This is a genomic window from Burkholderia sp. AU28863 (genome assembly GCF_002223195.1).
Taxonomy (GTDB): domain Bacteria; phylum Pseudomonadota; class Gammaproteobacteria; order Burkholderiales; family Burkholderiaceae; genus Burkholderia; species Burkholderia sola.
Genome location: NZ_NKFE01000003.1, coordinates 47041 through 61748, shown reverse-complemented (window position 1 = coordinate 61748; position 14708 = coordinate 47041). Strand labels below are relative to the sequence as shown.

Here is a 14708-nt window from a genome sequence, read left to right as displayed (position 1 = left end):
GATTGCTCCTTTACCGAGGCGCTTACGCGTTGATCGCGTCGATGCGCAGCTCAGTGTAGTTCTGGCGGTGGCCGCCGTGCTTTTGGTAGTGCTTCCGGCGACGCATCTTGAAGATGGTGACCTTGGCATGACGACCGTGCGACACAACGGTGGCCTTGACGGAAGCCCCACTGACCAGCGGCGTACCGAACTTAATCGATTCGCCTTCGCCCACTGCGAGAACCTGGTCGAGCGTGATTTCAGCGTCAATGTCAGCCGGTATCTGTTCTACTTTGAGTTTTTCGCCAACGGCAACCTTGTACTGCTTGCCGCCGGTTTTTATGACCGCGTACATTGAGAACCTCACTCTGGATCCAATTTTTCCGCACACCACGCGCGGAAAACACGTGATTATACATGGGGTTAGCACCCAAGTCAAAGCCGATCGACGATTGCCGCGCGCGGGCCTCGGCCGGACGGCCAAAATCGCGCCGCTGGTACGTCTGACAGACCGGCATATCGCGGATTCGACTTATAATCCGCGGCATCACCCAATTCCATCATCATGTCGTCGTCCACCGCCTCCCCCACCCTCAGCGCCGCCCACCTGCTCGCCCCGATCACCAGCGACATGGAGCAGGTGAATCGCGTTATCCGGCAAAGCCTCGCGTCCGACGTGCTGCTGATCAACCAGATCGCCGAGTACATCATCGGCGCGGGCGGCAAGCGGCTGCGTCCGGCGTTGCTGCTGCTCGTCGCCGGCGCGCTCGGCGAAACGTCGCACCAGCGGCACGTGCTGGCCGCCGTCGTCGAGTTCATCCACACGGCCACGCTGCTGCATGACGACGTCGTCGACGAATCCGAGTTGCGCCGCGGCCGCCAGACCGCCAATGCGCTGTTCGGCAACGCGGCGAGCGTGCTGGTAGGCGACTACCTCTACTCGCGCTCGTTCGAGATGATGGTCGGCGTCGGCAAGATGCGCGTGATGGAGATCCTGTCCGAAGCGACGACGATCATTTCGGAAGGCGAGGTGCTGCAGCTCCTCAACATGCACGACGCGGACGTCGACGAAACGCGCTACATGCAGGTGATCCGCTACAAGACGGCGAAGCTGTTCGAGGCGTCGGCGCGCCTGGGCGCGGTGCTCGCGGGCGCCGACGCGCCGACCGAGGCCGCCGCCGCCGAATACGGCCGCCGGATCGGCACCGCGTTCCAGATCATGGACGACTGGCTCGACTATGCGGGCACCGCCGAGGCAATGGGCAAGAATGCCGGCGACGATCTGCGCGAAGGCAAGCCGACGCTGCCGCTCATCTATCTGATCGAACGCGGCACGCCCGAACAGTCGGCGCTCGCACGGGAGGCGATCGAACACGGCGGCACCGATCGCTTCGACACGATTTTCGAAGCGATCACGCGCTCGGGCGCGCTCGATCACACGCTCGAATGCGCACGCCAGGAAGCGCAGGCGGCAGCCGCGGCGATTGCCGCGTTCCCCGATTCGATCTACAAGGAAAGCCTGCTCGGGTTGTGCTCATACTCGACGTCGCGGCAGTCGTAAACACGCCGCGAACGCGAGGCGATGCCTTGTCTCGAAAATTTTCTTCATCAAAGTATTCCCTTTTAGAAAAAACATCGTTATAGTTACGTTCTTGCTTGTGACGACGCAGCGATTCTTAACGAAGACGGCGAAGTCGGAAGAGCAAAAATCGGGGTGTAGCTTAGCCTGGTAGAGCGCTACGTTCGGGACGTAGAGGCCGGAGGTTCGAATCCTCTCACCCCGACCAGGTTTCCTTGCAAAAACAGCGGACTAGATGTCCGCTGTTTTTGTTTTCAGGGTCCGCAGTGGCAAATCAGTGGCAATCTCCGCCACTTCGCTGCAAATCGCGAATCATCCCCCTGTGTCACGCCTATACGGTGCTCCCAACCTTGGAGCATCGCTGCCATGGCGTCCATCGAGAACCGCTCGCGCATCCGCGTCACCGTCCGCAACCGCGACGACCTGACCCGCACCTTTTCCCACAACGCCGACAAAGCTATCCAGCGCTACGTCCAGACGCTGCAGTTGCAGGGACTCAAGCCGAGGCTGGCCAGCCTCGACGACCACTATGTCGTCCGAACACGCAGCGTCGCGCACAAGAACCAGTTCCTCACCGCGCACAGCGAAGCGGAAGCCATCGCCATCAAGCAGCGCATCGAGAGCGAGCAGCGCCAGGGGCTTTTCATCGACTATGCGAAGGGGCACAAGACAACCCTCGCCGACCTGCTGATTCGCTACCTGCGCGACGAGGCGCCGCGCGACAAGAGCTTCGAGGTCCTCGGCTACAAAATCAATGCGTGGCTGGAGGATGCCGGCCTGCCCCGGCAGGACCTCGCCGAGATTCGCGACGCGCATCCAAATCCCTGCCCCACGGTCGCGGCCATGAAAATCCGCAAGTCCACGGGCACTCGCGTCGGGCAGCCGTCGGAGACCAGCAAGTTCATCCGGAAGCCCTTCGCCGCCATCGTCCCGGACGACTTCGCCGACTACATCGAGGAGCGGTGCCAGGTCGTCGAGCCGAGCACGGTGGACCGCGAAATCGACATCTTCTCGGCGGTCTGCCACATCGCCATCGACACTGGCGGATTCACGTCGCCAAGAACCCGATGGACGGTGTACGCCGGCCCCGCTACTACAACGAGCGGGACCGCCGCCTGAAGGATGGCGAGGAACCTGCGTACCATCCCCGGCGACTGGGACGACCGCATCGGTTCAGTGGAGACTCGTAACCGGGACAACACCATGGCAAATGAAGTTCAGCGAACCATGCTCGTGCTGGACCAGCCAATCCCAACCCTATTCGTCGATTACGATGGCACGCTCCACCGGGGACACGCCGTTCTCGACGCCGGCGGTAATGTGCTACTGGATTCTGGCCAGCCCTTGTTCGAATATGCGCCGCTTCTGGCGGAGATGCTTGAGCCGTATCCGGACGTGCAGCTTGTCCTGACGACATCTTGGCTCGACACGCTGCCGCTCGACCAAGTCGTCTCGTACCTGCCGGCTGCGCTCGCCAGACGGGTCGTGGGTACAACTCGCGGCATCAAGGTCCGCTTTGGGTATCTGAAGGACGGGTCGGCACGAACCTACGTCATCAGGTCTTACGTGTTCGAGAAGCGCTTAAAAAACTGGCTGGCGCTGGATGACTCGGTCTACGGTGCGTTTCACCTCAGCACCGATTTCCTCGACCTGAGTCCACATCTGGTCTTGCTCGACGCCCAGCGTGGAATTGGCGACGCGCAAGCCCAGCAACGCATCCAGGAGTGGCTGGTCGAAATGTATCGCCCGGGTTCCTAGGGTTGACACGATGGTCCATCGACTTCAGGAAATTATGGGCAAGCTGTACAAGCCGCCAGCGGATGGTTCGCGCCAGGTATTTGCGCTATCGCGCGGCGACGCCGAGAAACTGCCGCGGCTACCGTCGATTGCCGTCATCTCGGTCATCGCACCGGAGCGCTCGCCCGCCAGCCTCAACGGCTTCGCCCATCTGCTGCGCCTGAGCTTCGCGGACGTCGATTTTCTGAGCCCGAATCTGTCGACGAAGTCGCGGGACAAACTCGTCCACGCGTTCACCCCGGAACAGGCTCAGTCGATTCGCTCCTTTGTCGAGGCCCTGCCGATTGAAATCGTATCGGTGGTTGCCCATTGCGAAGGCGGCTATTCACGTTCATGTGCTATCGCCCTGGCGCTCCATCGGCTATACGGCTATCAAGCGGAAATCGAGCATCTTTCGCACGCCAACCAGTCAATCGTCCGCATCATGATAGGAAATGACAGTACAGCTCACCGCGAGCGGCAACGAGCCCGTCGCTGATACATTTCAACGACCGCGCCCGTTGTCCTGCAACAGGCAGCGACGCCCCGTCATGTCTTTATTGAGCCAAGAGTTTGCGACGCCACCAGCTTCGGCAGTGGCTCACATTTGCATTGGCACAAATCGTTCTCCAATGCGACCTGCTTGCCCATCATCGTCATCGTTCGTGGTGAGCCGTCGCTTATGATGATACCCGTCGTGCCACAGGTGGGGCACTGAACCGGGGCGCCTAGATAAGCGAAAGGTTGGCCTTGCAACGAGGTCCCAGCGATACCGTCAACCACAACACCGTTGCGGTCAGTCTTATCGCCCTCACGAATGAACCGTCGGCTCATACAGGAAGCCCCTTGGACGGAGCCTCGGCATTGCATGCACGTTCGATATTTTCGGGCCACACAGGTTCGCGGCAAGTCAGTTGGGCGAACCACTGCATCAGCGAGAAAATGAATGCTGGAAGTGCGCCAATCCCCATTACCAGCCATACCATCGGATTGCGCGAGTTAGTAAGAGCAGACCAGCCTGCAAAATTCAACCTAAGCGAATTGCGGAGGGAAGCCCCCTTCGGCAGGTACTCTGTCACGGGCGGCACGGAAGCGGGACCTTCCTCCATAAAGCGTCGGTAGAACTCGAAGTCCTGGTAAAGGATTTTCATGACCTCGTGGCCTCCCACACTGCTCTCATCGAATGCCAAGACGACGCGTGTTCCTACCGAAAACGTGTCCTTAACCAGTCCCTTGTCGTCAAGAACAAGGCAGCGGACCATACGCGGCGTGGTGCGCGCAAGGCCCTTTCTGGGTTTGCGTTCAACGTACAGGAAAGCACTATCCCAAGGTACTGATACAACCCCCCCAGGGCCATTGTGCTTGAACGCATAAATCATCCGGTTACGCCGGTCAAAGCGGACGGGTTTGCTGGTGTAGTTGAAACAATCGCGCGTCAATGCCCAAATCCCAAGCCCCGAGAAGCAAAGCCCGACAAACAGGAAAAAGCCAAACCCACCATAGACAAGCCCAAGCTGTCCTCGCTGCTCGTAGATTGGAGGTACATGAGTCAGCATCCAAAGTAGGGCCGCAGTGAACGCCAACGAGCCGAGCCCTGGCAGCAAAAAGGCAAAAACACCCCAACCCTTCTCCGAGTAGGTTCCATTGCGGACCTCAAGACAAGTATCGCTCATCGAGAATACGGAACGGTCATCCTTGGGCGTGTCAGACGCAGGCTGTCCGATTGCGAGGCGAGCAGCTTGTTCTTCCTCGCTGACCGGCCGATTCAGGCGGTACCACGAGAGTCCATCAAATGCCATCTCTTTTCTCCGTCACGAAAGCATTGCCGCAAATGCCTTTTGGTCTTCGGCCAGAGTCGGAAACCGGTCTTTGGCCTCTTTCAATCCAAAAAAACATCGTTCGAGCCACTCATCCACTTCTTTTCCTTTGAAGTAGTTGATGAGGATACCAATGAGGGCAGCAATAAGCAGAAGCGGCAAGGCAACAACAGCCGCAGCAGAGGCAGAAAGGAAGACGACAGAGAAAGCAAGAGCAAGACCGACAACCGCTGATGCGGTATTCAGAAAAGCCATCATCAGGTTCCCTTCCTTGAAATCCTGCACCGCATGATAGCCGTCAATCGCCGCAGATATGAGTCCAACCGCTGCGCCACCAAACTTTCCGGCAAACTCGAGGGCGCCTGCCAATCCTCGCCAGCCAGCCCCCAATTGGGCACCCGCCTTTTCGAAGGCACCAATCGTAGCCGAGCCATATTGCGCAACGCTCGCCACGAGCCCACCAATGGCGTTGTCGAACTTGACGCCGGCTTCCGTTTGATTGAACCGGTTCGACTTCTTCAACTCTTCCCGAGCAAAGCGAAGATTGATGGCACTGAATATCGCTCCGATGCCAGCAAACCCGGGTTCCCCCTTCGCCATAAGCCGGAATTTCGGCATGTAAATTGTCTCGACCACATCGGGCGTCAGCGTCGCGCTGGCCAACTTCTCGAAGCCGGGTTTGGCCTTGACGTTTGCCAGGGCAGCGGCCTCTGTCGCCGGGCTTTCGACTGGCACGAACTGCTTCGCCTTGATTTCCGGGTCGGCGCCTCCGCCTACGGTGGCCTTGTCCTGAAGCTGCTTTTTCAGGTCCTGCACGCTGATTTTCTGCCGACCCGGCATCATTTCCTGCATCTGACGAGCGATGTAGTTCACCCACTGGTTTACCGAACCGTATACGGCCTTAAACTCGAACAACTGTTTCGTTCGCATACACAGAGTCGCATAGAGCACTTTGGCCGCAGCCGTATCTACGCTCGTGCTGATAGCTTCAGCCACGGGCCCACCCGTCTCATGGAGCAGCCACGCCAACGCCTTCGCAACAGCAATCTTGATGCCCTTATCCTTAGACTCTTCCACCTGCTCTATCTTGCTATATGACTCGATGAGCTTCGCCACAAACTCCCTTAGCTCCATGTACGGATAACTAGAGACTTCTTTGACCTTCTCGGCCAACACTGGGCTATTCAGAACGAACGCCCGCAACAATGGATTGCGAGTATCAGTTACGCTGCCTTTAGCCCATTTGACGAGCACATCGACGGCATTCTTGCGGTCAGCAGAGCCTTCGATGCATCGCGTAAACGTGTTGGTATAGTTCAGCCCACATCTCCAGCTTCCCGGCTCGTAATCCGACTCGAAAACATTCAGCAATGCGGAACTGGACAGCCACGCCTGATGGTCTTGCGACAATGGTACAAGCGTACTCGTCTGCTCCGCCTTCATCGCCTTGGCCATCCCCGCCCGAAAGTCCACGATAGCCTGCTGCCGAAAGTGGGTCGTATAGGGCTTCCATGCCTCCGGCCCAGCGGTTGCAAGCCCCGCCTCTTTCATCGCCTCAATGCTTTTAAGTTGCTTCTCGAGCGCCTTGCCACCATCGAATAGAGCCCCGAGGCCCATGCCCTCGTAGGTATTGGCTTCCAGCATGCCGGCGGCACGTTCTACGTCCTCTTTCGCCGATACCGTGACCGCCTTTTGGAGCGCTTCAATGGCACTAGCGGTCCAGATGCCGTGTCCATACGGCGCAAGCGCAGCGCCGAAAGCGACACGCTGCTCGAAGTTGAGCTCCTGCGTGATACCGACCGGGTCCCACAATGCGAAGAACAGCCCCTTGTCCGGCAGGATGGTATCCATCGCCTTTTTCAAGGCCGGTTGCTGCCCGGCACGGTCGTGGTACGGAAAGCAACCGGTGACGAGCGCACCGGGACTACCACCCTTGTATTCGCTCAGTAACCCTTCGAGATGGTCCAGGCTATCCGCGTGCGGCTGATTCATGCTGCCGTTATACCAGGCGGTCGCATCGAACTTCTGCATCCGCTTGTCACGACAGCCCATGAAGTTCTTCGCGTAGGTGTCGCGGACTTTCTGCGTCCAAAGCTCGTCGCTGAACGCCAGATACACGGTTCCGGCATGTTCGGCGTCTTCAATGGTGATGCATTGAGCCAGTTGCGCATGCCCAGGCTGGTGGCAACTGAACGGTTTCTCGAAGCTACGGTCGAGCTTGATGCCGACCGGATAGTCGTACAAGTAGCCTTCCGCCGTAACGGCATATATCTGCCACCGCTGTGTTTTCGGATAGAAGACATACACGAAGCCGTAGCGCAGAGTACGCAGCGTGTACTTTGCCTTCTTGAGCGCAATGCCAACGACGCCGTCGCCAAACTTGCCGCCCATGAGCGACATCGCGCCAGCAGAGCTGTGAGCCTTCGAGTTGGCCACGACCCCGTAGCGGACAGGCAGAATCGGCAACCCCTTCTTCTTGCACATGTTGCATGAATTGGGCGCACGCGAGCTTGTCTGCATCGCGGACTGCGTGAGTTGGGAAATACTCGCAAAGTTCGTGTCGAGTGCCATTCTGTATCTCTCTCGTGCCGCCACTCGGGCTTATTGATATTGGATGCTCTCGCGCGCAATCGCTTCCCAGTCTGCCGCGCTCCAGTTCGCTACGGCTTCAGCATACGGGCCTTTCCGCGGCGCCTGCAGAACGGCCCGAACACGCGGGTGACGGTCGAAGTAGGGGGAAACGAGTGTGCCGTGAAGTGCAAAAGCAAGCAGGTCACCGCCAGCGAGTCCATGAGCTTCGCCTTTTGCAAGCTGCACATCGAGCAGTGCCGGCATATCGGGACGCGGCGCCGTACCATTGCGCCGGAGCAGGTCAAGCGCACGCTGAACCAGTTCGGTGCGCGCGATGCGTGCATGCTGTTCCGCCGTAACAGCGAAGGCGGCGTCCAGTTCAGAGGCGCCGTCGACCACCGTCCAGCCGCTCATGGGGTCGAGGTACGTCCACGATGCAACCGGCCCCAGAAGAGCACCCATCTGCTCAGCCTTCAAGATGCGACCCAAGTGCGGAAACACGCGCGGGTCGTAGTAGCGGAAGACCGCATCGCCCGAAGTCGGCGCCTGCAGTATCAACCGGTCCGCCAGATGCTGCTGCAGCCGGCCCGTCGCCTTGCCGCATTCGACAATGGCGCAAACGACCGGCGGCAAGCCATTCTCCAGGTCCGATTCGGCGCGCTTTCTCAACGCTGGCAATTGCAGCTCGGGATGCTCGGCGCAGTACAACACGGGAGCCACGCCCTCGAGCTCGGGACGCGCCGCAGGAACCAATTCACCGACTTCATAGACCGGCGGCACGCCAGGCAGCTCGAGCTTCCCGTTGACGACTTCAACGATAACGTAGTGAACCATGCCGACCGCCCTACACGAGTGCCGAGCCGGCCTGCGCTGCGGCTGCGAACTGCTGGGCGCACGACTTTGAAGGCGCAAGCTGCGCCGACGCGTTCTCGCCCGCCGGGCCGTCAAAAACGAGCGGACTGCCCTTGACCTCGACCAATCCCGGCGCATGGATGAAGATTTTGCCGTCGGCGATGCGAATCGTTGCGCCGCCAGCGGTGAGGGTGATTTCCTTCTGGGCCGTAACGTTCACCGAATCGGAGGTGGACACGACCTTCACGGTCTTGTCTGCCGTAAGTTCGATGTTGTCCGACTGCGCCTGCACTTCGACCTTGCCTTTGCCGGCAAACAGCTTGATACCAGCGTTCTGCACGAAGAAGCTCAATTTCTCGCCAATACTGGCAATCCACGACCTGGCCGCCGACACATAGGTGCTCTCGCCACTGACCAGATTGACGTGCTGGGTGGCCGCTGCGTGGAGTGACTTCTGCGTCGACAGGCCCATGTCAGCCGGGCTCGCAAGCAACATGACAGGTTGCGAAAACGCATTGGCGCTTCCGGTGCCGCCACCCGCTGTCCTGCCGCCCGCCATAGAGCCCTGCGCGTCGCTCTGCGTCGTCGCAGCGAAGTCCTTGATAGCGTCCTGTGCATCGTCCAGGGTCTCGGCCTTGCCGTCGGCTGCCGCAAGTGAGCGATGCTGAATCACGCCGCTCGAATCGATAAGGTGTTGCGTGGCTTCCTTCACATCCAGCGGCTGACTCGACGTGCCGCCGCGGGCGTAGGTCGACACGTAGAGCCCGCGTCCGGCCCGCAGTGCGCCTGACGCCTCGGTCTTCAGTTCGAAGCCCGTGCCAAGGTAGTTACCGCGCGTATTGCCGCTGTGGTCGATGAGATAGCCGATGTGCAGATACGAATTCGCCGTCGAGCTGAAAAGCTGCGCCCGGTTCTGCGACGTGGAGTCGTCGAAGACGAGTTGATTGAAGCCTTGACCGCTGTACTCCTGCGACTTGAAACCGGACAGCAGGCCATTCGAATGCCAATGTGGCGTGTTGACAGAGTGAAAGAGCACTCCGCTGACCACCGGGCGGTCGCAATCCCCGTCGAGGTAATTGACGGCCACTTCCTGCCCGATTCGCGGAACAAACACACCGCCGAACCCTTTGCCAGCGTGCGGCAGTATCACCCGCATCCAGCACGATGACGTCTCGTTATTGCTACCCAGACGGTCCCAGTGCATCTGAGCCTTCACCCGGTTCAGCTCGTCCGTGTACACCTCCTCGCCGGCCGGTCCCACGATAGTGGCCGTCTGCATATGCATGACCGGCTTTCTGTGCTCGAACGGGCTGCGGAATGGCACCGAGCGGCGCTGGGCCTCGATTTCGGCCAGCACGAAGCTTTCATTGCCTAACGGGTCTTTGGACACGAATGCGGCCTGCCGGTCCTTGTATTCGGCACGCAGGCGCGACAGGCGCCGCTGCAGGCTACCCGGGAAGGGACGGCTGTTGCCCAGCGGCAGATTGTTCTGGATAGCCCAACGCACGCCGAGAATCGCCAACTCGCGGTCCTCAGGCTTGTCTGCTTCGTGCTCGGGATGGTCTTCGAGCGTGAACCATCGACCGGCGTCCATGCACGGCACACTGCCCACCCCGAAAAACCGTTTGCTGCGCGAGGCCATCTCTTCAAGGCGAATACGCATGGCTCGCTCGCCACGGTCGTATGATTCGCCGGTAACCGGGAAACTATAGTGGCCCGCGTATTCGTAGACTTCCAACTGCTGCGGGATATCGCCTTGGTCGACCGTAGACCGGTCCGCCCGCTGCAAAGCGCGCGTTGGACGCTTGTAATCCGCCGTGCTGAACGCATATCCGACGCTTTGCGTCGTACGCTCGCCGCTCCATTCGACGAGTGTGCCGGCCTGACCGTCTCGGTCGCCGCGATAGAACGGTACTCGCTGGGTAGCGAGCGCCTTGCAATTGAAGAGGTCGTCGGTCACGACAACCGTATGCGACTTACCGTCCTCTGCATGCTCGACATACGTGAACCATCCCTCCGACTCCATCAACCGATGGACGAAATTGTGGTCGGTTTCGTACTGAGTACAGTATGAGCGAACCGCGCCCGGGTCTTTCACATCGAGCCGGAAGTAACCGCGTGCCTGCGAATGGCCGCTAAACACTTCAGTCAGGATGTCGGCAGTCGTTAGGTCCTGGAAGATACGCGCGTCCTTTCGGTACTGCAGAAAGCGCATCCACGACGAAAACGAAAGCTGGTAGTAAACGAGCCCCCCGTCCGCTCCGAGGCGTCGCGTTGCATGGACGTAACCATGCCACGGAAGGTACGAATCGTCGGCCTGACGCACCCATAACGTGACGGGTTGTGCCATCAACTTCTTCAGTTGGAGCGCCTGCTCCCGGGAAACGACGTCGACTGTGAGCTCGAAATCCCGGCCCACACGCGATTCGCCGATAGCACGCTGCGGTAACAGCACTTTCGCCCCGAGGGGAGTGTCCAGGATGAGCGTTCGGTTCGTCTGCTCGATACCCGCGTCGAGCATCAACGAATTGGGCAACCTACCCATTTCGAATATCTCCTCTGGTGGAAAAAATGAACATAAATCGGAGGGGGGGCGCGCGAAAGGTCGAAAGAGATTTTGCCACAACGACCTATCCGATTTGATAACAAACGTAAAAACAGCAGCCCGGAAACCGGCACCATTTTCCGATTCAACGCATTTTAATCCCTCACCTCGGCAACATTGGCATTTCTTACATCAATTAACGCTGAAACAAGCAGCGGAGCACCTCCGGCGGGTCATCCAGGATTGGGCCGTCTGGTCGCTTCGCCTCCTTCATCAGCTTGTGCGATTCTACAAAATGTGCCCTAAATTGGCCTCCGCATAACCATGTGGAGTTACTCGATTTTTCTGATAAGCGTTGCCCCGAGAGGAAAGAGCTGTCAGAAATAACGGGTTAGGAAAATTTAATGGGGCATTGCAGCCTCCGCCCCCGTCGGCACGCTTGGTCCTGTGAAGGCTGGACCAGTTGGGCCGCAACCTGCAAGACCTCATCCATATCGCCAACGACCTCGAAGCCTGGGGCGTCAAATTCAGGTCGTCCGCCAGGATGGTCATCAGCCGAAGGGCGATGAAGGCCTCTCGGCTGGAGTCGCAGGCGCCCACGCTGGACTGTACCCTTTAGGGGGCCGCGGACGGGGTGCATCGACAGGTGTGAGGCGCCACTCAGATGCCGACTACTGGGCCAAGCGTCCAGTCCATCAAGCCACGTACGCTCTCCTGCACGTGCGGTAGCGACGGTCGCCCCGTGTTTTTCATTTCCCGTAGCCTGAGAAATATCTCCAGCCATGCCCCACGCACTGAGCTATACGGTTCGCGACGCAGATTTCTGCCCGCCCTCTTTTTCGCCTGAGTATTACCTGCAATCGCGCCGCCCTCCAATCAGAAGGGGGGAGCGCCATGACCACGCAAAAACTCGACAAATCATCGAGTTATAGGATTTGCAGGTATTTCACTCCATCGTCTTTAACAGCATCGCAGACGAGCAGCGTGAGGGGCCGGGCGCCAGGGAGCCGTATGGCCGTACCCCTTACCTACCGCATCATGCTGGACGACCACGCCCGCAAGGTGCAACTCGAGAATCTCAATGAGCAAACTGCCGCGAACCGCGTCTCCGCGCTGCGCACCTTCCTCCGAGCGAATTGCCTGACCGAAGAGGACGTAATTGGCGACGAGATGCGCATGCGTTATCCCGAGGCTATCGAGCGCTTTGTCACCGCCCTGCAGGCGGTCGGGCGCTCCGCCAGAAACATTACGAACACGCGGTCCGCACTTCGGCCGTGGAAGGAGTTCGTTATTGAGCATGACACCCGCGTGGCCATCGACCAGGACAATGGCACTCCCTTCATGCAGGCACTCAAGAGCGTTCTGGACGACCAGTCCGTCGCGCGCGTCGCGAGAGATGCCGCGGTGCCGAAGAGTATGCTCTGGGGATGGCTTCGCGGCAAGACGCCTCGCGCCAGCAATGCCCGATATATCCTTCGCCTTGAAGCCTATTTCGGGCTGGAGCGCAATAGCCTGCTCAACCTCTCCGGCATGAAGGTCTCCGGCCACAAGGTTGCTGTCGGCGGGCCACCCGCGCCAATCCCATACAACGAAACCATCGGAAAGCTCACCAAGGTCGCGTTCCGCTACAAGCCCACCGAGGAGTCGCCACTACGCGGGCAATGGATGGAATATCTGCGCTACAAGACGGCAGCTGTACCGCCGTACAAGCGTACTGAACGCGGACAATGGAGATTTTCACCGTGTCCGCTGACCCCTGAAACCGCTGCCAACTGGTGGGCGTTCTACAAGGGGCAGGAGGTCGCGTCGGCCAGAATCGCCTGGATGAAAACGTCGGCGTACCTCGGCTGGCTAACCGTCCCTTCCCACCAGGGCGGCATCGGGCTCGCCGAGCAGGCTATTCAGACGCTCGCTTGGCTCGCCGTGCCGGACTACCTTGAGGCGTTCCTCGACTGGACTCGGTCGCGTATCGGCAAACGCAATCAAAGCGTTAATCAGTTTCTCGCGTTTGTGGCATCGCTCGTGCGGCCACGGTTCGGCTATCTGTGGCAACGCCCCGAGTTCCAGTCCACCCTGCCAAACGCGTATCAAGACCTCGACTGGGAGGTGATGTGCGAACGCCAACTCGAACTCACCAGGCAACTTGTCGCGAGCTATCGAAACGAAATCGACGTGTCCCGGGACTCCTTCGAACCCATCCGGCATTTCATTGAATTGCCCCAACCGATGGACGTGGTCGCCGACATGATTCAGCGCATGCGGGCCGACCGTCCTATTGGCCAACCGAGAAAGGAAGCAATCTGGGCTCGCGACATGGTTCTCATCAAGACTCTGGCCAGCAATCCGTTGCGCCGGCGTAATCTCGCTCACCTCACCTGGTGTGCAGACAACACGGGGGAACTGTATCAACGTCTGGATAAATCATGGTGGATACGGATACCGAAAACGAAGTTCAAGAATCGCCGCGGCGCTGCTGGCGAACACAACTACGACTGCATGGTGCAGCCAAGCGCGTGGCCGGACATTGAACGATATCTGTTCATTTACCGTCCGACGCTGCTGCACGCGCCAACCGACTTGGTCTTCCTGACACGGAAACGGGGTGCCAAGAAAGGCCATGTGCCGTGGGCCGACTTGAGCAAACGCGTATACGAACTCACCGGCAAGTACCTTCCGCGGTGCGCCGGTATCAGCGCTCACGCGTTCCGCCACTTGGTCGCGACCTCAATCCTGAAGGCAGACGGCGGTGATTACAAGACTGCAGCATTGGTACTGAACGACCGGACCCAAACCGTGGAGAAGCACTATGCGGGGCTGCGCAGCAACGATGGCGCGGAACGGATGGGCACACTGCTCAAGAGTCAGTTCAATCGCATGTAGTTCGGCGAGGCGCCGTGGACGCACTCGGGCGCCGACAAGTTCATGAGGGTCAACCCGGTATTCGGTCAGCTTCCAACGAGCTTCTCAAGAGCTTTGAGAAGCTCGTTCGCGGCCGGCAGGAGTAAATTCAGAAGCACATCTGCGCCTATGTCCAGCTTTCCGCCATGCTCAAATCCCGCAAGCACCGTGCCACGAGCCTCAGCGAGAGAATGCGGCGCATCCGGAGCCGAGACACGGCACCGGAATGGATTGTCCGGCGCACCCTTTGGCGGATGGGATATCGCTATCGGCTCCATGTCAAAAGTCTGCCCGGCACTCCAGACATCGTGTTCGCGCGCCGGAGGAAAGCGGTGTTTGTGCACGGCTGCTTCTGGCACCAGCATGGGTGCTCGCTAACAAACCTCCCGAAAACAAACATTGACTATTGGCACCCCAAGCTCCATCGCAATATCGAGCGCGATGCCGCGGCGATGCTGCAACTGGAGAAAGCCGGATGGTCAGTCCTTGTCGTATGGGAGTGTGAATCGGCCTTGGAAGACCTGCCGGAACGGCTGCGGCTGTTCCTCGACGGCGAATAAACCCCGCCCGAGCCACATTGAACGGCGAACGCGGCAGCGACTGATTCCCGCATCAACTGCACAATCGCGGTTCCCGGTGAATATTACCGGCGTGGTCGACGCCGCGCCCCCCTCTCGCACGACACCGCCGC

The 14708-nt window shown here is 59.4% G+C and carries 12 protein-coding genes and 1 tRNA gene; 7 read left to right on the top strand and 6 right to left on the bottom strand.

The genetic code is table 11. The features are described 5' to 3' along the window. Window positions 1-22: 22 nt before the first annotated feature. Window positions 23-334: a 50S ribosomal protein L21 gene (gene rplU / locus CFB81_RS02550; protein ID WP_006025184.1), complete on the bottom strand. Its 312-nt coding sequence runs from the start codon at window positions 332-334 to the stop codon at window positions 23-25. A 210-nt stretch (window positions 335-544) separates the two neighbouring features. Here rplU and CFB81_RS02545 point away from each other — a divergent pair, with 210 nt between their 5' ends. From CFB81_RS02545 to CFB81_RS02525, 5 genes are all read left to right on the top strand, one after another. Then, window positions 545-1540 carry a polyprenyl synthetase family protein gene (locus CFB81_RS02545; protein ID WP_050013887.1) on the top strand — a complete coding sequence of 332 codons (996 nt, stop codon included), beginning with the start codon at window positions 545-547 and terminating at the stop codon, window positions 1538-1540. Window positions 1541-1689: 149 nt separating this feature from the next. Beyond that, window positions 1690-1766, top strand: a tRNA-Pro gene (locus CFB81_RS02540). A gap of 158 nt (window positions 1767-1924) precedes the next feature. Then, a complete protein-coding gene (locus tag CFB81_RS02535) occupies window positions 1925-2677 on the top strand; it encodes an integrase (RefSeq protein ID WP_256975918.1) in 753 nt (250 codons plus the stop codon). Between the two features lie 84 nt (window positions 2678-2761). Then, window positions 2762-3316, top strand: a complete 555-nt coding sequence (locus CFB81_RS02530) for an HAD domain-containing protein (protein ID WP_089434515.1) — start codon at window positions 2762-2764, stop codon at window positions 3314-3316. 10 nt (window positions 3317-3326) lie between these two features. Continuing rightward, window positions 3327-3833, top strand: coding sequence for a hypothetical protein (locus CFB81_RS02525; RefSeq protein ID WP_089434514.1), 507 nt, complete (start codon window positions 3327-3329; stop codon window positions 3831-3833). A gap of 50 nt (window positions 3834-3883) precedes the next feature. Here CFB81_RS02525 and CFB81_RS02520 read toward each other — a convergent pair whose 3' ends face one another. Genes CFB81_RS02520 through CFB81_RS02500 form a run of 5 tightly spaced genes read right to left on the bottom strand, consistent with a single transcriptional unit; the run spans window position 3884 to window position 11119 of the window. After that, on the bottom strand, window positions 3884-4168 hold the full coding sequence (locus CFB81_RS02520) for a PAAR domain-containing protein (RefSeq protein ID WP_089435308.1): 285 nt from the start codon (window positions 4166-4168) through the stop codon (window positions 3884-3886). Then, window positions 4165-5133 (bottom strand): DUF6708 domain-containing protein, encoded by a 969-nt coding sequence (locus CFB81_RS02515; protein WP_124502214.1) that lies wholly within the window; start codon window positions 5131-5133, stop codon window positions 4165-4167. Before CFB81_RS02515 ends, CFB81_RS02520 begins: the two co-directional genes overlap by 4 nt. Window positions 5134-5145: 12 nt before the next feature. Beyond that, entirely contained in the window at window positions 5146-7722 is a 2577-nt protein-coding gene (locus CFB81_RS02510) for a T6SS effector BTH_I2691 family protein (protein WP_089434513.1), read from the bottom strand. A 30-nt stretch (window positions 7723-7752) separates the two neighbouring features. Then, window positions 7753-8556, bottom strand: coding sequence for a DUF4123 domain-containing protein (locus CFB81_RS02505; protein ID WP_089434512.1), 804 nt, complete (start codon window positions 8554-8556; stop codon window positions 7753-7755). A 10-nt stretch (window positions 8557-8566) separates the two neighbouring features. Beyond that, window positions 8567-11119: a type VI secretion system Vgr family protein gene (locus CFB81_RS02500; protein ID WP_089434511.1), complete on the bottom strand. Its 2553-nt coding sequence runs from the start codon at window positions 11117-11119 to the stop codon at window positions 8567-8569. Between the two features lie 1011 nt (window positions 11120-12130). On the opposite strand from CFB81_RS02500, the gene CFB81_RS36435 reads away from it, so the two are divergent. Continuing rightward, a complete protein-coding gene (locus CFB81_RS36435; RefSeq protein WP_256975917.1) occupies window positions 12131-13999 on the top strand; it encodes a hypothetical protein in 1869 nt (622 codons plus the stop codon). A 164-nt stretch (window positions 14000-14163) separates the two neighbouring features. Then, entirely contained in the window at window positions 14164-14577 is a 414-nt protein-coding gene (locus CFB81_RS02490) for a very short patch repair endonuclease (protein WP_226189374.1), read from the top strand. Window positions 14578-14708: the final 131 nt, after the last annotated feature.